Annotated in this window: 24 protein-coding genes and 1 tRNA gene; 18 read left to right on the top strand and 7 right to left on the bottom strand. The window is 61.3% G+C overall.

All coding sequences use genetic code 11. From position 1 onward, the window contains the following. The first annotated feature begins 218 nt into the window (after nt 1-218). Nucleotides 219-1535, top strand: coding sequence for a hemolysin family protein (locus B3H86_RS00870; protein ID WP_292050675.1), 1317 nt, complete (start codon nt 219-221; stop codon nt 1533-1535). 251 nt (nt 1536-1786) lie between these two features. On the opposite strand, the gene B3H86_RS00865 is transcribed toward B3H86_RS00870, so the two are convergent. After that, complete coding sequence (locus B3H86_RS00865) at nt 1787-3457, bottom strand: amino acid ABC transporter ATP-binding/permease protein (RefSeq protein WP_292050674.1); 1671 nt, start codon at nt 3455-3457, stop codon at nt 1787-1789. Beyond that, the gene (gene cydD, locus B3H86_RS00860) at nt 3457-5100 is read right to left on the bottom strand and encodes a thiol reductant ABC exporter subunit CydD (RefSeq protein WP_292050673.1); all 1644 of its coding nucleotides are present in this window, start codon (nt 5098-5100) and stop codon (nt 3457-3459) included. The genes B3H86_RS00865 and cydD overlap by 1 nt, the downstream gene beginning before the upstream one ends. A gap of 144 nt (nt 5101-5244) precedes the next feature. On the opposite strand from cydD, the gene B3H86_RS00855 reads away from it, so the two are divergent. From B3H86_RS00855 to B3H86_RS00840, 4 genes are all read left to right on the top strand, one after another. After that, on the top strand, nt 5245-6813 hold the full coding sequence (locus B3H86_RS00855) for a cytochrome ubiquinol oxidase subunit I (protein ID WP_292050679.1): 1569 nt from the start codon (nt 5245-5247) through the stop codon (nt 6811-6813). Between the two features lie 6 nt (nt 6814-6819). Beyond that, the gene (gene cydB, locus B3H86_RS00850; protein ID WP_292050672.1) at nt 6820-7968 is read left to right on the top strand and encodes a cytochrome d ubiquinol oxidase subunit II; all 1149 of its coding nucleotides are present in this window, start codon (nt 6820-6822) and stop codon (nt 7966-7968) included. Nucleotides 7969-7988: 20 nt separating this feature from the next. Then, nucleotides 7989-8108 carry a cytochrome bd-I oxidase subunit CydX gene (gene cydX / locus B3H86_RS00845; RefSeq protein ID WP_292050670.1) on the top strand — a complete coding sequence of 40 codons (120 nt, stop codon included), beginning with the start codon at nt 7989-7991 and terminating at the stop codon, nt 8106-8108. A gap of 185 nt (nt 8109-8293) precedes the next feature. After that, a complete protein-coding gene (locus B3H86_RS00840) occupies nt 8294-8947 on the top strand; it encodes an OmpW/AlkL family protein (protein ID WP_292050669.1) in 654 nt (217 codons plus the stop codon). A 61-nt stretch (nt 8948-9008) separates the two neighbouring features. Here B3H86_RS00840 and B3H86_RS00835 read toward each other — a convergent pair whose 3' ends face one another. Beyond that, entirely contained in the window at nt 9009-9749 is a 741-nt protein-coding gene (locus B3H86_RS00835; RefSeq protein WP_292050668.1) for a Crp/Fnr family transcriptional regulator, read from the bottom strand. A gap of 84 nt (nt 9750-9833) precedes the next feature. After that, nucleotides 9834-10277 carry a hypothetical protein gene (locus tag B3H86_RS00830; protein ID WP_292050667.1) on the bottom strand — a complete coding sequence of 148 codons (444 nt, stop codon included), beginning with the start codon at nt 10275-10277 and terminating at the stop codon, nt 9834-9836. Nucleotides 10278-10386: 109 nt separating this feature from the next. Here B3H86_RS00830 and B3H86_RS00825 point away from each other — a divergent pair, with 109 nt between their 5' ends. The 6 genes from B3H86_RS00825 (at nt 10387) to rplA (ending at nt 13435) form a co-directional block, all read left to right on the top strand. Continuing rightward, a complete protein-coding gene (locus B3H86_RS00825) occupies nt 10387-10914 on the top strand; it encodes a pyridoxamine 5'-phosphate oxidase family protein (protein WP_292050666.1) in 528 nt (175 codons plus the stop codon). Nucleotides 10915-11050: 136 nt separating this feature from the next. Beyond that, nucleotides 11051-11126: transfer RNA gene (locus B3H86_RS00820), tRNA-Trp, on the top strand. Between the two features lie 70 nt (nt 11127-11196). Further along, nucleotides 11197-11493 carry a preprotein translocase subunit SecE gene (gene secE / locus B3H86_RS00815; RefSeq protein ID WP_292050665.1) on the top strand — a complete coding sequence of 99 codons (297 nt, stop codon included), beginning with the start codon at nt 11197-11199 and terminating at the stop codon, nt 11491-11493. 14 nt (nt 11494-11507) lie between these two features. Beyond that, a complete protein-coding gene (gene nusG, locus B3H86_RS00810; protein ID WP_292050664.1) occupies nt 11508-12071 on the top strand; it encodes a transcription termination/antitermination protein NusG in 564 nt (187 codons plus the stop codon). A gap of 238 nt (nt 12072-12309) precedes the next feature. Next, on the top strand, nt 12310-12741 hold the full coding sequence (gene rplK, locus B3H86_RS00805) for a 50S ribosomal protein L11 (protein ID WP_292050663.1): 432 nt from the start codon (nt 12310-12312) through the stop codon (nt 12739-12741). Between the two features lie 4 nt (nt 12742-12745). After that, nucleotides 12746-13435, top strand: a complete 690-nt coding sequence (gene rplA, locus B3H86_RS00800; RefSeq protein ID WP_292050662.1) for a 50S ribosomal protein L1 — start codon at nt 12746-12748, stop codon at nt 13433-13435. A gap of 81 nt (nt 13436-13516) precedes the next feature. Here rplA and B3H86_RS00795 read toward each other — a convergent pair whose 3' ends face one another. Both B3H86_RS00795 and B3H86_RS00790 read right to left on the bottom strand, forming a co-directional pair. Continuing rightward, on the bottom strand, nt 13517-14020 hold the full coding sequence (locus B3H86_RS00795) for a nuclear transport factor 2 family protein (protein WP_292050661.1): 504 nt from the start codon (nt 14018-14020) through the stop codon (nt 13517-13519). Nucleotides 14021-14032: 12 nt separating this feature from the next. After that, nucleotides 14033-14644, bottom strand: a complete 612-nt coding sequence (locus B3H86_RS00790; RefSeq protein WP_292050660.1) for an NAD(P)-dependent oxidoreductase — start codon at nt 14642-14644, stop codon at nt 14033-14035. 56 nt (nt 14645-14700) lie between these two features. Between B3H86_RS00790 and B3H86_RS00785 the strand changes: the two genes are divergently transcribed. From B3H86_RS00785 to B3H86_RS00755, 7 genes are all read left to right on the top strand, one after another. After that, nucleotides 14701-15117, top strand: a complete 417-nt coding sequence (locus B3H86_RS00785; RefSeq protein WP_292050659.1) for a winged helix-turn-helix transcriptional regulator — start codon at nt 14701-14703, stop codon at nt 15115-15117. A gap of 53 nt (nt 15118-15170) precedes the next feature. Beyond that, nucleotides 15171-15731: an NADPH-dependent FMN reductase gene (locus B3H86_RS00780; protein ID WP_292050657.1), complete on the top strand. Its 561-nt coding sequence runs from the start codon at nt 15171-15173 to the stop codon at nt 15729-15731. A 132-nt stretch (nt 15732-15863) separates the two neighbouring features. Beyond that, a complete protein-coding gene (locus B3H86_RS00775; RefSeq protein WP_292050656.1) occupies nt 15864-16298 on the top strand; it encodes an NUDIX hydrolase in 435 nt (144 codons plus the stop codon). A gap of 57 nt (nt 16299-16355) precedes the next feature. Then, nucleotides 16356-16883 (top strand): DUF2059 domain-containing protein, encoded by a 528-nt coding sequence (locus B3H86_RS00770; protein ID WP_292050655.1) that lies wholly within the window; start codon nt 16356-16358, stop codon nt 16881-16883. A gap of 296 nt (nt 16884-17179) precedes the next feature. Next, nucleotides 17180-17695: a 50S ribosomal protein L10 gene (rplJ, locus tag B3H86_RS00765; protein ID WP_292050677.1), complete on the top strand. Its 516-nt coding sequence runs from the start codon at nt 17180-17182 to the stop codon at nt 17693-17695. A gap of 58 nt (nt 17696-17753) precedes the next feature. After that, nucleotides 17754-18137, top strand: a complete 384-nt coding sequence (gene rplL, locus B3H86_RS00760; RefSeq protein ID WP_292050654.1) for a 50S ribosomal protein L7/L12 — start codon at nt 17754-17756, stop codon at nt 18135-18137. A 164-nt stretch (nt 18138-18301) separates the two neighbouring features. Then, nucleotides 18302-18982, top strand: a complete 681-nt coding sequence (locus B3H86_RS00755) for a type 1 glutamine amidotransferase domain-containing protein (protein WP_292050653.1) — start codon at nt 18302-18304, stop codon at nt 18980-18982. Nucleotides 18983-19028: 46 nt separating this feature from the next. On the opposite strand, the gene B3H86_RS00750 is transcribed toward B3H86_RS00755, so the two are convergent. Then, the coding region (locus B3H86_RS00750) for a M61 family metallopeptidase (protein WP_292050652.1) at nt 19029-21019 on the bottom strand (1991 nt) is incomplete at its 5' end.

The raw sequence follows: 21019 nt of genomic DNA, 5'->3' as shown, positions 1-21019 counted from the left end.
CGTCAGTGACGACAGACAAGACGCCCCCCTGGTCCGCAAGGGGGGCGTTTTTGTTTGAACGGTCCCCGAAAGCGGCTTCAAGAACGGCAAGGCTTTATTTTTTAGTCGTAACCTGCCCGCAGCAACCGCGCACACACTGGTGTTTTTAACGTTTGCTGATTAAAGTCGATGATGCGGATGCCGTAAGTCGCACCGCGTTTTGGGCTCTACCCCTTTCGATGTTGACCATCGCTATCGTCGTCGTACTGCTTCTGGTGGTACTGAACGGCTTGTTCGCAATGACCGAACTCGCGGTCGTATCCTCACGCAAATCCAGACTTCACAGCCGTGCCGAGCGCGGTGATCGCGGTGCGCGTGCCGCGCTGAAGCTGGCGGAAGAACCCACACAGTTTCTATCGGCGGTTCAGGTCGGTATCACCCTGATCGGTATTCTGGCCGGTGCATATGGCCAGGCCAGCATTGCTGGCGAGCTGGACATTCTGTTCACGCAAAGCTTCCCGGCGCTGTCGGCCTATTCGCACGTTGTATCTACCGCCATCGTGGTCGTGGGCATTACCTACATCTCGCTGATCGTGGGCGAGCTGGTGCCAAAGCGTCTGGCGCTGATCTATCCGGAGGCAGTGGCCTCCAAGATGGCCGGCCCGCTGTCCACGCTGGCGATTGTCATGAAGCCGTTCGTCATGCTTCTGACGGCTTCGACCTCTGGCATTCTCAAACTGATGGGCGTCAAGGACCGTGACGGTTCGGATGTCACGCAGGAAGAGGTCGAGAGCATGATTGCCGAGGGCACCTCGGCCGGCCTGATCGAACCGCAGGAACAGGAAATGATCGAAGAGATCATGACCCTGGGCGACCGTGCCGTTCGCGTGGCCATGACGCCCCGTCACGAAGTCTATTGGGTGTCGCTGGCCGATGACGAGGCGACGCTGCGCAAGGACATCCGCGAATGTGGCTATTCGCGTATCGTGGTGACCCGCGAAAGCGACATCGATAGCCCGCTGGGCGTCGTCCACAAGAAGGACGTCCTCGATGCCCTGCTGGATTCCGGCAAGATCGACATCGAGCCCCTGATCCAGGAGCCCGCCTTCATTCCGCAATCGACTTCGGTGCTGAAGGCGCTGGAGATCCTCAAGAGCTCGCGTGTGCACATGGCCTTTGTTGTCGATGAGTACGGCAGCTTCGAAGGTGTGGTGACGGCGACCGACCTGCTGGAAATGATCGCCGGTGACTTCAACGAAGACCACGACATCGAGCAGGTCGCGATCCGTCTGCGCGAGGATGGCAGCTGGATCGTCGATGGTTCGGTCGATCTGGAAGAGCTCGAGGAAACTCTGGGCGAAGAGTTCGGCGAGCATGATGGCTTCCATACGGTGGCCGGTCTGGTGCTTCACCACCTGTCGCGACTGCCGGAAGAGGGGGAAACCCTGCAACTGGGTCGCTTCGAGGTCGAGGTCATCGATATGGACGACCGCCGGATCGACAAACTGTTGTTCCGTACCGTTGTGCCGAAAACCGATCTGGTTTCTGCCGAGTAAGCCTGACTTGCTCACCCAATAAAAAGGCCCGTCAGCATTCCGCTGGCGGGCCTTTCGTTTGCAAGGAAAAGGGAAGGTGGATCAGCGATCCGAAGGCAGATTGCTCCAGATCGAAACAAAGCCCAGTACCGCCATGAAGGTCAGGAAGGCACCGGCGATAGGCAGAAGAATAAAGGCGTGAGCTGCGGTCATGGATCAATCTCCTCTGACCGCAAGCTAGGACGCCGAACGGAGCTTTGCTTTGAGGTAGATCAAACAACGCAGGTTTTGGAAGGCGGCAGCAGGTTGCCGATGAGCGCCAGTCTTACCGATCCATCGGGCTTGATGCCCTGTACGACAGCACGGTCCTGACACAGGCGCATGGGGAAGGCGCGGTGGCTGATCAAGATCAGGCCCTGACCCGAAAGCGAAAGGCGCCTGTCCAACCTGTCCACGATCTGGGTTTCGGTGTGCCGGTCCAGACCCTCGGTGGGTTCGTCGAGAATGAGGAAGGGGGCGTGGCGAAGATAGGCCCGGGCCAAGCCCAGACGGCGACGCTCTCCACCCGACAGCCAATGCCCGTTCTCGCCGATCTGCATGGCCAGTCCATCGGGCGAGCGCCGGATACGCTGTGCAAGGCACGCATCGTCAAGAGCGGCCCAGAGGTCATGGTCTGTGGCATCCGGTGCTGCGAGGCGCAGGTTCTCCGCCACGGTGCCATTAAAGAAATGGGCCTGTTGGGGGGCATAGGCGAACAGGTCGCGGGCTTGGCAGGGATCGATGAGGGCGAGGTCGCGGCCGTCGATCTGGGCCACCCCCCGGGGGATGGCGCGCAGACGCATCAATTGCTCGACCAGAGTGGTCTTGCCGCTTCCGGACGGGCCGGTGATGGCTATCCGCCCGCGCGTACGCAGGCTGAACAGATCGGCCACATCGATACGTGATTGCAGCGGGCGGGCGTTTCCTGCGGTTTCGGACGCTGCCATCAACGGAGACAGGCGCTGTATGGCGGCTTCTACCTGACCGCTCTGGCCCATTGCAGCCACCAGGGTACTGCAAGCATCCATCACGGCAATCGAACCCAGCAGGGCCAGAGCCATCAAGGCCGGTGCGCCCGCGGCCGTTGTCACAACAACCGCCGCAACAGCGAACGCCATAGCCACCGTTTGCACGACAGCCAGCCAGCCGTTGCCGATGGCAAGCTTGCGGGCAGCTTCAGCATAGGGATCTGATGTTCTTTCTACGCGTGCGAGGGCCAAGTCCGTCATGCCATAGGCGCGCAGTTCGGGTGCGGCGGACATAAGGCTGGACAGCTCGGCTTTGAAATGGCCGGCGTAGCGGCGAAGTTCGGCACCGTGTCTGCGTGTGACGCGCAGAGCCAGTGCGTGGGATGCCACTACATAAAGGCCCGCGATCAATCCGACGCTGGCCGCCGCAGCTCCACCTGCAAAGCCGCAAAGAATGATGCCCGTCAGTATGCCCATTCCCGCGCCCCAAGGGGCGGACAGGCGGACAAACCGGTTCTGGATCGCGTCCACGTCTTGCATGAGGCGGGCCGAAGCCTCGCCGCTGGACAGATCAAGACGGGCGGGGATGCTGCGGGCGATATTGCGGAAGATCGCGGGGCGTATGCGGGCCAGAGCCTGAAGGGCGGCTTCATGACCGACCACCCGCTCGCCATAACGGCCAACGGTGCGCACAATGGCCAACATGCGGATCATGGCGCTGGGGATCATATAGTTGAAGGCCTTGGCCACGAGTGGTCCGGCCAGCCCTGCGATGGCCGAAGCTGTCAGAAACCATGCGGAAAGCCCGAGCAGGATCACCGCAGCCGATGATACCAGCATGGCGCACACGCTGGCCGATACCAGCCGCATCCTCTGGGTCTTTTCCTGCTCAGAGATGAGGCGGCGCAGCGGGTCGGTAGAAGAAAACTGGGACATCAGGACAGCGCGATAACTCGGTCGGCGATAGCGGCAACGCTTGTTGAATGGGTGGCGATCAACGTCGTTCGCCCGGCGGCAGCCTGTTTGATAACGGGCAAAAGCCGCGCTTCGGACTGGCTATCAAGATGAGCGGTCGGCTCGTCCAGGATCAGAATGGTGGCGGGCTTGAGAAAGGCGCGGGCCAGACCGAGGCGACGGCGCTCGCCGCCGGACAGGCCGCCGCCGCGCTCGTCGATGGGGCGGTCCAGATTGCCCGAAAGCCCCGCCTTGGCGGCGGCCTCCATCACAGCGCGCTCGGACGCTTCGGGAAAGGCAAGACGGATATTGTCGCCCAGTGTACCGGGGATGACCATCGGTGCCTGACCCGCATAGGCGATGGAGGGACCGAGGTCCCGGTCCTGCTCCAGAACATTGCCATCGATCAGGATTTTACCGTCGCTGACCGGCGATAGACCCAACAGCACATGCAGCAGGCTGGATTTGCCCGAGCCGCTGGGCCCGGTCAGGGCGACAATGCTACCGGCTTCGACATGCTGGTCAAAAGCCGAAACTGCCGGAACTCCGGGGCCATAGGCGATCGACAGATTGCGATAGGTAATGGCCGGAGGGTTTTCCAGATGCATTGCCGTACGCCGTGAGGGCGGCAGGGCTTTCTCGACCATCTGCAGATGGGGCACGGCGGCCTCTGCGGCCTGACGTTCGTGATAGGCGCCGGCCAGTCGGCGCATAGGCTGATAGACTTCCGGAGCCAGCGCCAGCAGGAAGAAGGCCTGCCCCAAGGTCAGCGCATCCGGAGCCGGGAAGGGCAGAATGCGCAGCAGGTTGAAGCCGCAGTAAACCGCGACCAGAGCCACGGCTAATGCAGAGAAAAACTCCAGAATGGCCGATGACAGAAAGGCCACCCGCAGCACGCGCGATGTACGGTCTGCCAACTCTTGCGACGCTTTGGCCATCAGCCGGGCCTGACGCTCTTCGGCTTGAAACACCAGAATGGCCGGAAGGGCACGGATGCGATCCAGAAACAGGCCCGACAGACGCTCCATCGCCTGAAACTGGCGGCGGCTCTCACTGGCGGCCGCCATGCCGGTCAGGGCCATGCCGATGATAAATGGCAGCAGGGTGAACAGCAGAATGCCCGCCGTGAACGGGCTGACGAATGCCGCCGCAGCGATAAGCGCCAAGGGGGCGACCGCCGCTGCCGTCCGTGCCGGTGCAAAGCGTGTGAAATGACCCTCCATAGAGTCCACACCTTCGACCACAGCAGCCATTGCCGCAGAATCAGAAACACGACCGCTGAATACGGCGGGCATCAGGCGTTTGCGCAGGCCGGATTTGACCTGATTGGCCACACCCGACGAAGCGATGACGGCGCATTGGGCCAGCAGGCCGCGCAATAGCAGGCTGCCTACCGCCAGACCGGCACCCGGCGCGACAGCCGTAGCGAGCGATACGATATTCGGGGCCTCCAGCGCAGGCACGACAGCCCCCATGAGCCAGCCCAGACCCGCCGCAAAACCGACAGCGGGTATGACATCGGCCACGACCAGAATGGCCGACCGGTTGGAAAGGCGTTTCCAGTCCTTGGTCGCGTCGGCGATCCAGCGGGAAGCGGCGCGGGGGTCTGATCGGGTTGCGGTCATGGTCGTCCTGAAAGCGTAACCCATACTCCATAGACGCGCGCGCGTAGGACCGCTTTGATCAGGATCAATGCGCCCTATCGGTGACGCGGTTAGGCAGGGTCCAATGCCGATGGTTCAAATCGGCGGTCAGGAGCCTTAGTCATGATCGACCTTGCGGTCGTGGACCTATCGCGCCTTCAGTTCGCACTGACGGCGCTATACCACTTTCTATTCGTGCCCCTCACGTTGGGGCTGTCCTTCATGCTGGTCATCATGGAGTCGATCTATGTGATGACCCGCCGCCCGATCTGGCGGACGATCACCCGTTTCTGGGGCACGCTGTTCGGCATCAACTTCGTGCTGGGTGTCGCCACGGGCATCACCATGGAGTTCCAGTTCGGCATGAACTGGTCCTACTACTCGCACTATGTGGGTGACATCTTCGGGGCACCGCTGGCGATCGAGGGCCTGATGGCCTTCTTCCTCGAAGCGACCTTTGTGGGGCTGATGTTCTTTGGCTGGGACAAGCTGAAGCCGCACACCCACCTTTTCGTAACGTTCATGACCGCGCTGGGCACCAACCTGTCGGCGCTGTGGATCCTGATCGCCAACGGCTGGATGCAAAATCCGGTCGGTGCCGCGTTCAATCCCGACACGATGCGTATGGAAGTCGTGGACTTCATGGCGGTGCTGTTTAACCCGGTCGCACAGGCCAAGTTCGTTCACACGGTCTCGGCCGGTTATGTGATCGCCTCGGTGTTCGTGCTGGGCGTTTCGGCCATCTATCTGTTGAAGGGCAAGCACAAGGGCTTTGCCAAGCGTTCGATGACTGTTGCTGCGGCCTTTGGTCTGGCCTCGTCGCTGTCGGTCGTCGTGCTGGGTGATGAGTCGGGCTATGCCCTGACCGATAACCAGAAGATGAAGCTCGCCGCCCTCGAGGCCATGTGGCACACCGAGGAAGCCCCCGCAGGCCTGACGGCCATCGGCTTCCCCAGCCTGAAGGACCGCCAGACCCACTATGAGGTCAAGGTGCCCTATGTGCTGGGCCTGATCGCCACCCGCAGCGTGGACAAGCCTGTTGCCGGTATCCTCGAACTGGTCGCCATCTCGGAAGACCGTATCGAGCGCGGCGTCGTCGCCTATGACCAGCTGGAAAAGATCAAGGCTGATCCGACCGATCTGGTCGCCCGTGGCGAGTTTGAAAAAGTCCGCAACGATCTGGGTTACGGCCTGCTGCTGAAGCGTTTCGTTGAAGATCCGCGCATGGCCACGCCCGCGCAGATCAAGGAAGCGGCATGGTTCACCGTTCCGAACGTGCCGGTGATGTTCTGGTCGTTCCGCGCGATGGCGGGCATCGGCTTCCTGATGATCGGCCTGTTCGCGACGGCCTTCGTGCTGTGCACCCTGCGCAAGCATGAGACCAAGTGGTTCCTGCGTCTGGCTGTTCTGGCCATTCCGCTGCCGTGGATCGCCGCCGAGTTCGGTTGGGTTCTGGCCGAGGTCGGTCGCCAGCCGTGGGCCGTTGAAGGCGTCCTGCCGACCTTCCTCGGTGCCTCCAGCCTGACGGTGCCGCAACTGTGGGCCACCATTGTCGGCTTTACCGTTCTTTATGGCGCGCTGGCCGTGGTCGAAGTCGGCCTGATCGTCCGCACCATCAAGAAGGGCCCGTTCCACGAACAGGAACAGCAGGCTCTGTATGACGGCGAAGACGCCGTGGCGGGCCAGGAAGGATAATCGAAGATGGAACTGCTTCTCGATTTTGCCACGCTTCGCGTGATCTGGTGGGCATTGGTCGGCATCCTGCTGATCGCCTTTGCCCTGACTGACGGGTTCGATCTCGGTGTCGGTGCCCTGCTGCCGTTCGTCGCCAGGACGGACGAGGAGCGCCGCATGGTGATCAACACCGTGGGCGCGACGTGGGAAGGCAACCAGGTTTGGTTCATCCTTGGCGGTGGTGCGATCTTTGCCGCATGGCCGTTCGTCTATGCCGTCAGCTTCTCGGGCTTTTATCTGGCCATGTTCCTGGTGCTGTCGGCGCTGATCCTGCGTCCGGTCAGCTTCAAATACCGCTCCAAGCGCCCCGCGGCCAAATGGCGTTCGTTCTGGGACTGGTGCCTGTTCATTGGCGGCTTTGTTCCGGCGCTGGTGTTCGGTGTGGCCATGGGCAATGTGCTGTCGGGTGCGCCCTTCCGTCTCGATGACACGATGCGCGCCTTCTATGAGGGCAATCTGCTGGGCCTGTTCACGCCGTTCACCCTCGTCTGCGGTCTGCTGTCGGTGACCATGCTGGTGCTTCACGGTGCGGCTTGGCTGGGCCTGAAGGCCGAGCGCGGTCCGGTTCAGGACCGTGCCCGCAAGATCGCCGTCGTTTCGGGCCTGCTGGGCATCGTCCTGTTCGCCGTCGGTGGTCTGTTCATCGCCTTTGGCGACATGGGCTTCCGCTATGCCGGTGAGGTGGACATCAACGGTGCCTCAAACCCGCTGCGTACGGCCATGGTCGCCGCGCCGGGCGCGTGGCTGGACAACTATGGCAAATATCCGTGGGTGATGATCGCTCCGGCTCTGGGCTTCATCGGTATCGTCATGGCCCTGATCGGCCTGATGCGCCGCAACGAGGTTCTCGCTTTCGGTGGTTCGTCAGCCTCGGCGCTGGGCATCATCTCGACGGTGGGAGCTTCGATGTTCCCCTTCATCCTGCCCTCGACGGTGGATGCCAACTCCAGCCTGACGGTCTGGAACGCCTCGTCCAGCCATCTGACCCTGTTCATCATGCTGATCTGCGTGGTGATCTTCCTGCCGCTGATCCTGATCTATACGGCGTGGGTCTATAAGGTGCTGTTCGGTCGCTCGACGACCACGGCGCTCAAGACCAACCCCGATCTGTACTGAGCCAAAGAGGAGAGACTCTGATGTGGTATTTCGCCTGGGTACTCGGCCTCGGACTGGCCGTCGCCTTCGGGGTGTTGAACGGGCTGTGGCACGAGTTCCGCCTGTTCGACGAGGGGGATGAGGGCCGCTCCGAACCCTGACCTTCGGACGGACCTTTTGAAAAGCCCTTTCCGACTTCGGTCGGGGAGGGTTTTTCTTTGTCGGTTACAAAAAAAATCAAATAGTTGAGCCAGATCAAAGCCCTCTGATCGCGTCCGCTGCATGGTGTTTTCAGACATCGGAGCCCGTCTCCTTCCCGGCGGGTGATGTATTGAGGACGACGTCTATGAAAACCTCTGCTGCTTTACTGGCTGCCGCTTCGGTTCTGTGTGTCGCAGGTGCGGCCTCGGCACAGGCTTCGGCCCCCGAACAGGTGGGCAAGGGCACGCTGATTGTGACCGCCCGCATGACGGGTGTGCTGCCGCAGGCCGATGATGCGATCACCGATGCGGCGGGCGCGGCCTCGGGCCTGCATGTCGATGTGTCCGACGACTGGATGCCGACGCTGGGCTTTACCTATTTCGTCTCGGACCACTGGGCGGTTGAAGGGATCCTCGGCGCCACCCAGCACGAGGTGAAGGCCAAGGGCGCAGGCACCGATGTGGCCGTGCATGAGACGTGGGTCCTGCCGCCGGTGGTGACGGCCCAATACCACCCGACCCCGAACGCCCGTATCAGCCCCTATGTCGGTGCCGGTGTCAGCTACATGGCCTTCTTCGAGGGCAAGGACAAAAACGGCTTTACCGTCGATGTCGATGACGGTTTCGGACTGGCGCTTCAAGCGGGCGCGAACGTGAATCTGTCGGGTCCGTGGACGCTGAACGTCGATGCCAAGAAGGTCTGGTTCGATACCGACGCCAGCATCAACGGCGGCACGCTGAAATCCAACGTCAGCCTTGACCCGTGGGTGGTTTCGGTCGGCGTAGGCCGTAAGTTTTAAGGTATGAAAAAGGGCACCCGCCGCATGACGGGTGCCCTGATCCTTTGGACGGGAAATGGATTTAAGCCGCGCCCTCGGCCAAGGCGCGCAGACGGTCTGGATCGGTGATCTCGATATCGTTCGCGGGCAGGAGGCGGATCAGGCCAGAGGTCTTGAGCTGGGTCATGACGCGGCTGACGGTTTCGATGGTCAGGCCCAGATAGTCGGCTATGTCCAGACGGGTCATCGGCAGGACGACATGGTGCTGTTCACCTCCCAGCTGCTGCTGGCGCTCGCCCAGACGGATCAGGAAGCTGGCCAGACGCTCCTTGGCAGTCTTGCGGCCCAGAAGGACGATCTGTTCCTGCGCGGCCATCAGTTCGTCACCGGCCAGCGACACCAGACGGTGCTCCAGCGCGGGCATGGCGTTGAGCAGCTGGTCGAAGTCGCCACGCTTGAACCGGCAGGCCTGCAGCGGGGTGAGGGCCTCGGCCGTAACGGTGGACAAGCCACGGCTGCCCAGACCAAGGAAATCGCCCTGAAACAGGAAACCGGTGATCTGGCGGCGGCCATCGGGCAGCAGGCGGTACAATTTCACTGCACCTTCGACCACGTTGAAGACGAAGGGATTGGGATCGCCTTCGTGGAACAGGGCCCGACCGGCTTCGACCGCGACGGTTTCACTGTTGCAGGCCATTTTCTGCAGTTCGTGACCCTTGAGGTCGGCGCATACGCCCAAGGGGCGCGCACCGCAGTTGGCGCAGGGGTGGACGTCTTCCAGCGCGATATCGCTCGGCTCGGTCAGGTGCGTGTCAGGTTTCAAAACAGATCTCCGAGCGCGCTACAGGGGCACGAGCGTCACTATAGGTGTCTTTAGGCAGATAATCGAAGCGATTCAGCGAAGTCTCTAGAGTGATGGCTGAACTAGGCCATTGGGCCGATTGTCCGAGCCTGGCCATTCGGGGAGGATTCGCAGGGCGGCCCGCATGGAGCAGGCCAGCTGGTGCAGTTCGTTCTCCAGAGCCTCGCGCACCAAGGGACGAACGCCCATCTCGCGCACCACAAACGGTCCGGCCCAGACGATCTCGCCATGTTCCAGATCGGGCTGTCGCCACCAGCAGACAAAGCCGAGGGTGCCGCCGCGCTGGTTCCGCGCGACCAGAATGCCGCGCCCGTCCGGATCGGCACGCCAGTCGCAGAGGAAGTTCTCCCACCTGTCCATCTGCAGGTCCGGTTTGGCCCATAGCGCCAGACTGAAAGCCGCCGACACGTCGTCCGGTCCCAGCGGCTTGATGATCAATCCGGACGAGATAGGGGCGGGCGCAGGGGATTTCGGCGACAGTGAAGGCATGAGACCATATGAAGAAGTCTCTGTCTTTTTACCTTGATTTGGATCAAGGGTCAGCCAACCCTGATGTGGCAGGGGGACGGCAAGTGAGCCTGAAGCGGGAGGAAAACCTATGGCCAAAGCCAACATCGAGCCGATCCACGGTCGGGCCGCGCTGGCGATTCTCAAGCTTCTGGATCGGCAGAACCTGATGACGCTGGCGGTGAACCGTCCGGACGGACGCCCGCATGCGGCCACGCTGGGCTATATGAACGATGGGCTGAACCTGTATTTCATCACGGCCAAGGACAGCGAGAAGGCCTCCAATATCGCGGCCGATCCGCGTGTCGGTGTGGCCATCCGTGGCGATGCCGAGGAGGGGGAGGCCGTGGGCGTTTCCATCGATGGTCGCGCCGCCGTCCTGACCGATATGGCCGAAATCGAACACGTCATGGGTTTGATTCTGGCCCGCGCACCGGAGATTTCTCCGTGGGCACCGGGAGCGGGCAAGTCGGTGGTCGTGAAGGTGATTCCGGAAACAATCGAAGCGGTTGCGGTGATCGACAGCCGCAGCCACGCACAAACCTATAAGATCGGCGATCCCGATGCTGTCGTGGCCGAAGTCGCCTATGAGCCAAGCGCTGTTGCGCGACTTTTCTGAAAAAATCGGGGGTTAATCGCAACTTGTGGGGTTTGGCCTCTTGAAATGCCGGTGGGGCTGAGGCATACGGCGCCCTCTGGCGAGGGTCGCGCTGCCGGATCACTTCCACAGCGCGCAGATCTTTGTCCGGGACACTAGGAGTTTAGCTCAGCTGGTAGAGCATCGGTCTCCAAAACCGAGGGTCGTGGGTTCGAGTCCCTCAACTCCTGCCATTCCCCCTGTTGCAATCGCCCGGGACTTCCCATGTGATGCAACAGGAACCAGAGATTGAAGAGACGTCATATGGCCAAGGCGAAGACCCCGCGCGGCCGCCGCAACTCGGCGAGCCAGACTGCAGCAGCCCAAGGCGCAGCTACGGTTAGCGTTGACGCCCCGTCGCCGAAGAAGAAAACCTCCATTCCGCAGTTCTTCAGTGAAGTGCGCGCAGAGGCCCGCAAGATCACCTGGCCGTCGCGCAAGGAAACCTGGATCACCTCGGTGATGGTTTTCATCATGGTGGTTATCGCAGCAATCTTCTTCTGGATTGTTGACTTCTTCCTCGGCTACGCTTCGAACATCATTCTCAGCTTCGGCGGATAACAGGAAACGCGCACATGAGCGACGTAGCGGCCAATCCCCGCCACAAATGGTATATCGTTCACGCCTACTCGAACTTCGAAAAGAAGGTCGCAGAGCACCTGCGTGACCAAGCCAAGCAACAAGGCCTAGAAGACAACTTCTCCGAAATCCTGGTTCCGACCGAGGATGTCGTCGAGATCCGTCGCGGCCGCAAGGTCAACTCCGAACGCAAATTCTTCCCGGGCTATGTGCTGGTGAAGATGGAGATGACCGACCAAGCCTATCACCTGGTCAAGAACACCCCGAAGGTCACCGGCTTCCTCGGTGCCGCAGGTGGCACCAAGCCGCTGCCGGTTTCGGAACGTGAGGTCCAGAACATCATCGGTGCCGTGGAAGAGGGCGTCGAGCGTCCGAAGCCCACCATCCACTTCGACATCGGCGAGAAGATCAAGGTCACCGACGGTCCGTTCGCCAGCTTCGACGGTACGGTCGAAAGCGTCGATGAGGAAAACACCCGTCTGCGTGTTACCGTTTCGATCTTCGGTCGCGCGACCCCGGTCGATCTGGAATACAACCAAGTGGAAAAAGTCGGCGAATAAGCCGACCCATTCGGTTCAAGATTTCAAAGCCCGCATCAGCCGATGCGGGCTTTGTTTTTATATCGGTTGGCGTTTCGGGCTTTGGTCGATTTGCGTTTGCGGGGACGGGCTGTTATAGGCGCGCCTTCGCTTCGCGGTCGTCTGACTCGCGTCGCGTCAAATCCGTGGGAGGCAGCCATGCCCCACCACGGCTCACCGATCCGGCTTTTCCTGCCGGGTTTTTTGTTAGGAGAGACAAATGGCCAAGAAGATTCTCGGCTACATCAAGCTGCAAGTGCCGGCAGGCTCCGCGACCCCGTCGCCGCCGATCGGTCCGGCCCTGGGTCAGCGCGGTGTGAACATCATGGGCTTCTGTAAGGAGTTCAACGCTCGCACCGAGAAGGTTGCCAAGGGCACCCCGCTGCCGACCATCATCACCGTCTATCAGGACAAGTCGTTCACCTTCGTCACCAAGACGCCGCCGGCGACCTGGTACCTGAAGGAAGCTGCCAAGATTAAGTCGGGCGCTGCCAAGACCGGCCGCGAAACCGCTGGCAAGATCACGACGGCTCAACTGCGCGAAATCGCAGAAGCCAAGATGAAAGACCTGAACGCCAACGACATCGACGCAGCTGCGAAGATCATCGAAGGCTCGGCCCGCGCAATGGGCCTCCAAGTGGTGGAGGGCTAATTAGATGGCCAAGCAAACCAAGGCTCAAAAGGCTCGCGTTGGTGTTTCGGAAGAGCTGATCGCTTACTCGGACGCTATCAAGCTGGTTAAGGACAACGCCAAGGCGAAGTTCGACGAAACCGTCGAAATCGCTGTGAACCTCGGTGTTGACCCGCGTCACGCCGACCAACAGGTCCGCGGCGTGGTCAACCTGCCGTCGGGCACCGGCCGTGACGTCCGCGTCGCCGTGTTCGCCAAGGACGCCAAGGCTGAAGAAGCCAAGGCAGCCGGTGCAGAGCACGTCGGTGCCGAAGACCTGTACGAAAAGATCGCCGGCGGCTTCATGGAGTTCGACCGCGTGATCGCTTCGCCGGACATGATGGCCCTCGTCGGTCGTCTGGGTAAGGTGCTGGGCCCGCGCGGCCTGATGCCGAACCCGAAGGTCGGTACCGTGACTCCGAACGTCGCCCAAGCCGTCAAGGACGCCAAAGGCGGTGCTGTCGAGTTCCGCGTCGAAAAGAACGGTATCGTTCACGCCGGTATCGGCAAGGCTTCGTTCACCCAGGAAGCTCTGGACCTGAACGTCAAGGCTTTCGTCGACGCTCTGAACAAGGCCAAGCCGTCGGGCGCCAAGGGCACCTTCGTCAAGCGCATCACCCTGTCCTCGACCATGGGTCCGGGCATCAAGGTGGACCCGGCTTCGCTGGGCGCCTGATAGCGCGCTTGCCATAAGGCAAAAGCCAAACGGCCCCGCAGAGAAATCTGCGGGGCCGTTTTCTTTAGGTGATCTGATGGCTTAATCGCGTTTCGAGCCGTCAAACATGGTGTTGCCGTTGGTCGTGGCCGCGGGCACGTCCTGAATGACATCGAAATGCTCGACGATTTTGCCGTTTTCCAGACGGAAGATGTCGATGATGGCGCGCCCCCTGTCTTGCTGATTGTCCTGCGAATGGACGTGCAGAGCCACCAGATCCCCGTCTGCGATCACGCGATGGATGGTCGCGCGCGATTGCGGGTTTTCGCGGAAGAAGCCTTCGAAATAGCTGTAGAAGGGTTCGGCTCCGTTCGGCACCAGCGGATTGTGCTGGATGTAGTGGTCGCCGATATAGATGCGGGCCGCTTCTGTGGGCTTGTGCTGGTTGAAGGCCATTTCATAGAAGGCCACGACCGTGCGGGCGTTGGCCTCTTCGGTGGCGGAACGGGTAGGGGCGCTGGATGGCGCGGGGGCCTGTTGGGCGCTGGCGGCAGCAGGGATGGCCAGTGCCATGACGGCTGCGGCGGCGAGAGTTGCGATTTTCATAGTGTCTATATCCTAGTATCCCACCGTGAAACGACGGCGCGAGTGGGCCGGACGTTCGATTTCGTCGACCATTGCGATGGCGTAGTCGGCGAAGGAGATGGAGCTCTTGCCGTCAGCGTCGAAGATCGGGCTGTCGGTGCCGAGGCGGAACATGCCGGTGCGCGGGCCGACTTCGAAGAAGATCGATGGCGACAGGAAGGTCCAGTCGAGGTCGGCTTCCTGCTTCAGCCGTTCGAGGAATTTCACGCCGACGCTGGCTTCGGGCTTGTACTCGTCCGGAAACTCGGGGGTATCGACCAGACGCACCGACGGGGCGACCTCAAGGCTGCCGGCGCCGCCGACGACCAGATAGCGTTTCACGCCAGCCGACTTCACCAGATCCAGCATCAGATCGGGACCTGCGTCCGAGAACATCAGGGCGCTGACGACTGCGTCGGCATCCTTCAGATGCGGCAGCAGGTCGTCCTTTTTGTTCACATCGCCAGCGACGGCTTCGATGTTGTCACCTTGCGGAATTCGCGCAGGGGTACGGGCGATACCGGTAACGTGGTGACCACGGCGGGCCAGCTCTTTGGTGATTTCAGAACCAGCATGACCGCTGGCACCCAGAACCGTGACTTTCATCGACTTCACTCCTAGTAGGTTTCTGTTGGTAACTAGGTGTGCTATGGAAAGTTCCCATGCAAGAAGGCACTTTCAACTCACCTGGTCACCTCGCAGAAACCGCCGGCGGTACGGAGCGGGGCAATGTCTATGCGGCGCAATGTCCGACGCGCCTGCTGCTGGACCGGATTGCCGACAAATGGACGGTACTGCTGCTGGGCACTCTGGCGGGCGGGCCTATGCGCTTCAATGCGCTCAAGCGGCATATCGAGGGCGTGTCCCAGAAGATGCTGAGCCAGACCCTGCGGCAGATGGAGCGTGATGGATTGGTCAGCCGCACAGTCGAGGCCACAGTGCCGGTGACAGTGATTTACACCATCACTCCCTTGGGCGAGACGCTGATAGCGGCGTTTCAGCCTGTTATCGACTGGGCGGAAACGCGTATGCCCCAGGTGGCCGAGGCGCAGGCCCGGTATGATGAACGTGATAGATAGTTGCGTTGTGCAACAGCGTGCAATCGCCTAACCACGACGCTCAAGCTTCGGGAATGACCATGCAGACTCTCAAGATAGCTGTCGTCGTAGGCAGCGCCCGTAAAGGGTCTATCAATCGGACCTATGCCGGGGCTCTTGAGGTGCTGGCAGGTGGGGGTATGGACTTTGACTATCTGCCGGTCAGTGAGCTGCCGCTGTACAACACCGATCTTGAGGGCGATGAACCTGCGGTTCTGGCTGTACTGAAACAGCGCATCAAACAGGCTGATGGCGTGCTGTTTGTCTCGCCGGAGCATAACCGTTCGGTGACGGCGCTGATGAAGAATACGCTGGACTGGCTGTCACGGGGGCAGGGCGGGAATGCCTGGGCGGGCAAGCGGGCGGCAGTGTGCGGAGCATCGCCCGGTGCACGCGGCGCGGACCTGTCGCAGATGCACCTGCGCCAGATCGCGGTCTGTCTGGGGCTCGAGATCATGCCGCAGCCGGAAATCTATGTGCAGGTCAAGGACACGACCTTCAACGAGCATGGGCAGTTCGCCCAGGAACGCGACCTGACCTATCAGCGCCGCTTTCTGGATCGGGTGGCCGAGTGGATCGCTGGCGGCCAACCGTAAAGCTTGTCATTGAACAATAGTCTGGTCTTGACCCGATAGTCTGAATACGGGAATGACCGCCGCCTTTCGGCACTGTATCGCACAGGGCCTATCCAGATGGAGCCTTTGGCCATCAAAGCGCCAAGCCGAGATATGAGCAAATCACGCAACGACAACGCTATCCACCAGATCGCCGCTTTGCCGTGGCGTCGTCGCGGAGATGCGATCGAGGTCTTGCTGATTACCTCTCGCGAGACGAAGCGGTGGGTGATTGCCAAGGGCAATCCGATGGTCGATCTGGCGGACCCGCAGGCGGCTGCGCAGGAAGCCTATGAAGAGGCAGGTGTGCAGGGCGATATCTCGCGCAAAGCCATCGGTGCCTACCCCTATGACAAGCGCATGAAGGACGGCCGTTTGCAGCCCTGCCTTGTCGATGTCTATCCGCTGGAGGTGCTGATCCAGCTGGGAAGCTGGCCTGAGGCCGAGCAGCGCAAGCGCCAGTGGATGAGCGTCGATGAGGCTGCATCCAAGGTCCATGAACCTGAGCTGGCGTCTTTGATACGCGGCTTGGCCGATACGACTTCATAACAAGGTTCGTTATCGGCTGGCGGGCGTGATAGGGTGGGGTCCTGAGAGGGGGATCCCATGAAATCCATTCTGGCTGCCGGTCTTGCTGTACTGGCACTGATGTGCGTGACGCCTGCATGGGCGCAGCAGGCCGCAGGCAACGCCTCTGCTGAAAACAGGGCTTTGGCGCGACGTGTGGTGGACATCACCACTCCGGATTTTGACAAGCAAATCCTGGCGCATATGCGCGAGGCGGTTGCTGAGGCCCGTCTTGCCGAGCTTGATCCCGAAGTGGGTCGGTGGATGGAAAAGAACGCCGGACCTATGCTTTTGCCGCACATGCGCCAGTTCATGGAAGAGATCATCGAACTTTACGCCCGCCGCTTCACGTCAGAAGAACTGGGCGCGATGGTCGCTTTTTATGAAACCCCGCTGGGCAGGGCGATTGCTGACAAACAGGTGTCTATCGGTATCGAGACGGGCGGACTGATCGAGCCTTTGATGCAGCGTTACGCCGAGGATCTGTTCAAGAAGCTGTGCGACGAAATCGACTGTGGCGCAGCAGGGGCCGGCAACGGATCGAGTGCCAAGTCAACACGGCGTTGATTTTTCCGCAGGGCGGTGTATAGAGGCCGCCTTCCTGATGAGTCTTCGGACTGATCGGGTCCTGTCCGAGAACTTCGGGGCATGGGGGTCACCCAAGCCATAACTGCCGGAATAGCCTTTCCGGTGCCGTGGGGAGATGGGGATGCAAAGACCTCGATCCAGCCCTTGTGGCGGGATGAGGCACGCTTCCTTCGGACAATCTACCGGCTTGTGTTCCGTACGGCGACGTACGGGGCATGAACCAAATCCGTCGTCGGGAATAAGCTCGGCGGCGAATGCCTAATCTGGAGACCGCAATGGACCGCGCACAAAAAGCCGAGTCGATCGAATCGCTGAAGAGCGTGTTCGCCGACGCGGGCGCCGTGGTCGTGACCCACAACCTGGGTCTGACCGTTGCGGAGATGGAAGACCTGCGTGGTCGCCTTCGTAAAGAAGGTGGCGCGTTCAAGGTGGTGAAAAACCGTCTGGCGCTGAAGGCGCTGGGCGTGGAAGCCGGCAGCGAATACCACAACCTGTTCAAGGGTCCGGTTGGTATCGCATACGCTGGTGATCCGGTCACCGCTGCCAAGGTCTCGGCCGAATTCGCCAAGGGTAACGACCGTTTCGTTATCGTTGGTGGCTTCATGGGCGACAAGGTTCTGGACGCCAAGGGCATCGACGCCCTGTCCAAGCTGCCGTCGCTGGATCAGCTGCGCGGCAAGCTCATTGGCCTGCTGCAAGCCCCGGCAACCAAGGTTGCTGGCGTTCTGCAGGCTCCGGCCGGCCAGCTGGCTCGCGTCTTCAATGCTTACGCTACCAAAGACGCCGCCTAAGACCCTCCTGCATCTCTGCATATCTCTCTAATACCAATCCTACCGAAGGAAGATCAAAATGGCTGACCTCGCCAAGATCGTTGAAGAACTCTCGGCTCTGACCGTCCTGGAAGCCGCTGAACTGTCGAAGCTGCTGGAAGAAAAGTGGGGCGTTTCGGCCGCTGCTCCGGTTGCCGTTGCTGCCGTTGCCGGTGGTGCTGCTGAAGCCGCTCCGGCTGGCGAAGAGCAAACCGAGTTCACCGTTGTCCTGGTTGACGGCGGCGACAAGAAGATCAACGTCATCAAGGAAGTCCGTGGCGTCCGTACCGACCTGGGTCTGAAGGAAGCTAAGGAACTGGTCGAAGGCGCTCCGGCTCCGGTCGTCGAGAACGTCTCGAAGCAAGCTGCTGAAGAGCTGAAGAAGAAGCTCGAAGAAGCCGGCGCCAAGGTCGAAATCAAGTAAGATTTCTGATCTGGCCTGCGACCCCGTCGCAGACAGCTTTAAGGATTGGGCCAGAGGGAAACCTCTGGCCCTTTTCTTTTTGCGCTCACGCTAAGTTCATGGCGCGGGGCTGGCACCGCCCAAGGGACAGCCCATTTGAATGGGGAACCCGATAGGAGAGCTCCATGAAAATTCTGATGGTCCTGACGTCCCACGACCAGCTTGGCGATACCGGCAAGAAAACAGGTTTCTGGCTGGAAGAGTTCGCCGCGCCCTATTACGCGCTCAAGGATGCGGGGGCTGATGTGGTCCTGGCGTCGCCCAAGGGTGGCAAGCCGCCGCTGGACCCCAAGAGCGACGAAGCCGATGCCCAGACCGAGGACACCCGTCGCTATAAGGCCGATCCCGCCGCGCAGGCCGATCTGGCCAATACGCACAAGCTATCGGACATAAAGGCCGAGGATTTCGACGCTGTTTTCTATCCGGGTGGGCACGGCCCTCTGTGGGATCTGGCCAATGATGCGGATTCTATTCGCCTGATCGAAGCCTTTGCCGCGGCAGAAAAGCCGACGGGTTTTGTGTGCCATGCGCCGGGCGTGCTGAAGGACGTAAAGGGTCCGAACGGCGAACCGCTGGTAAAGGGCAAGCAGGTCACCGGCTTTACCAACAGCGAGGAAGACGCCGTTGGCTTGACGGACGTGGTGCCGTTCCTTGTCGAGGACATGCTGACCGAGAAAGGCGGCAACTATGCCAAGGCCGCAGACTGGCAGACCTATGTGCTGACCGACGGCACTCTGGTGACGGGGCAAAACCCGGCATCGTCCAGAGAGGCGGCGGAAGCGCTTCTGGAACTGCTGGAAGACTGAAACAAAACGGCCCGGGAGATGATCCCGGGCCGTTTTTCTTTGGGTCTTAGCGGCGACGCGGGCTGAGGATTTCCGTCAGGCGGTCGCGGGTGCCTTCGATCCGCTCAAGGCGCGGGTGGCGCAGGCCGCCGGTATAGTCGAACTGGACCGTGCGGAACTGTTCGCCGCGTTTCATCAGCAGGCGGATCGGGGCCGAGCCGTCCTTGTTGGCGGTGATGGCAGCACGCAGCTTGTCGGCATTGGCGGCCTCATCGTTCACGGCCACCAGTTCCCAGCCCGGACCGATATCAGCCTCGAACGCCGGACCACCCCAGCGGATGGCGTTGATGCGATTGTTGCCGCCCAGGGTGAAGCCCAGCGAGTATTGGAAATCGTTCTTCCAGCCGGTCTGGATCTTCTTTTCGGCGTCCGTGAGGGCGTCGGTATAGGTCAGGCGCCAGCCGGCGCGGGCGAGGCCGTCCAGCGGAGCCTTGGCGTCGGGACCGGCGGCGTCCAGACGGGTCCGCAGGAAGGTGGCCCAGTCGTGCGGATGCACGGCGCTCAGGTGCGACACCACATCGTCGAACGTATAGCCGCGCTGCGCGTAGGAGCCGTTGTCACCGCCGAAGAAGGATTTGGCGAAGTCGTCCAGCGACTTGCGGTCGTTGGTACCCTCGCGGATCAGGGTGTCGGCGTCCAGCCAGATCAGCAGGGCCTCGCGGTAATAGTCGCCGGTGGCGCGCATCCACGAGGTGTAGGGGTTGGACGTGCGGTAACCGAGCAGGTTGTGGTTGTTCACATCCTGAAGCGGACGCCAGCCACGGCCCGGCTGGTTGTCATAGAAGGCCGCGATCTCGGCGAAGGAGGTTATGATGTCGGCAATCGGGGCCAGTTCCGAACGCGCCGTAAGCACGTCGCCCCAGTATTCCGTCTGGCCTTCATAGACCCACAGAAGGGTGTTCTGGCTGGGGATGTTGTGGTTGGCCGTCAGCTCGTCGGCGGGGCGGTTGCGCTTGCCGTTCCACGTATGGACGTATTCGTGCGGCAGCAGGCCGATAGAGCCGAGGTTCTTGCCCCAGTTGGAGAAGAAGTCGGTCGGAACGGTGTTTTCGGACGAGCGGTGATGCTCCAGACCGATACCGCCCAACTGGCTGGTGGCGGCCACGAGGAATTCGTAGCGGTCATAGGGGCGGGCACCGAACAGGCGGTCGGCCTGTGTGATCAGGTTCTCATAATAGCCGATCTGGGTGGCGTTCGGGGTGATGATGTCGGCCTTGTCGCCGACGATGTTCAGGTGGACGCCTTCACCTTTGGGGTCGATGTCCACGCGGTTGAAGTGGGCACCGCCGAACAGGGGGCTGTCGATCAGGTTGTAGAGGTCCACCGGCTTGAAGGTGGCCACGCCGTTTTCAAAGCGCTCGGTGTCGAGCGAGACGCCGTAGTTCCAGCCCTGTGGCAGCTTGATCGACGGGGCGAAGGTGATACCCGTGGAGTGGTAGCCCGCCGGATAGAGTAGGGCCTTTTCCCACTGCAGGTTGACCATTTCCGGTGTCATGACGACGCGCCACTGGCTGTTGTCCGGCTGGGTCAGCCACTGGAACTCGACCACGATTTCCGACACGCCCTGCGGCACGTTGATGTGGAAGGCGTAGGGGTCGATGGTATCGCGCAGCCATTCGATGCGCTGGCCATTGCCCGAGACGGTCAGGCCCGCGATCAACTGGATCGGGCCGGTGTCGGCGTGGTTGCCCGGCAGGTATTTCGGATAGAGCAGGACGAGATTGCCCGCGCTGACCGGAATGGTCTGGCGCACGCGCACGATCTTGCGCTCAACGTCGGTGGCATCGACCTCATAGCGGATGACACCCGGATAGGTGGCCTCGGTCGGGGCAGGGATCGGCGGCAGGGCGCGCGGCAGGGCCAGCGGCGTGTTCTGGGGCGTCGGTGCGGCGGGGGCGGCGGGGCCTTGCCACACAGGGCTTCCGTTGTGGGCCAGCGCGGCCGTGGCCGTGCCGCACAGCAGCAGGGACAGGGCGGCGGCGGAAAGGTGCTTCTTCA

Source organism: Brevundimonas sp. UBA5866, from assembly GCF_002432125.1.
In the GTDB taxonomy this organism is placed as follows: domain Bacteria; phylum Pseudomonadota; class Alphaproteobacteria; order Caulobacterales; family Caulobacteraceae; genus Brevundimonas.
Note: the sequence above shows the minus strand (reverse complement) of the source record. Positions and strands in the feature narration are given on the sequence as shown.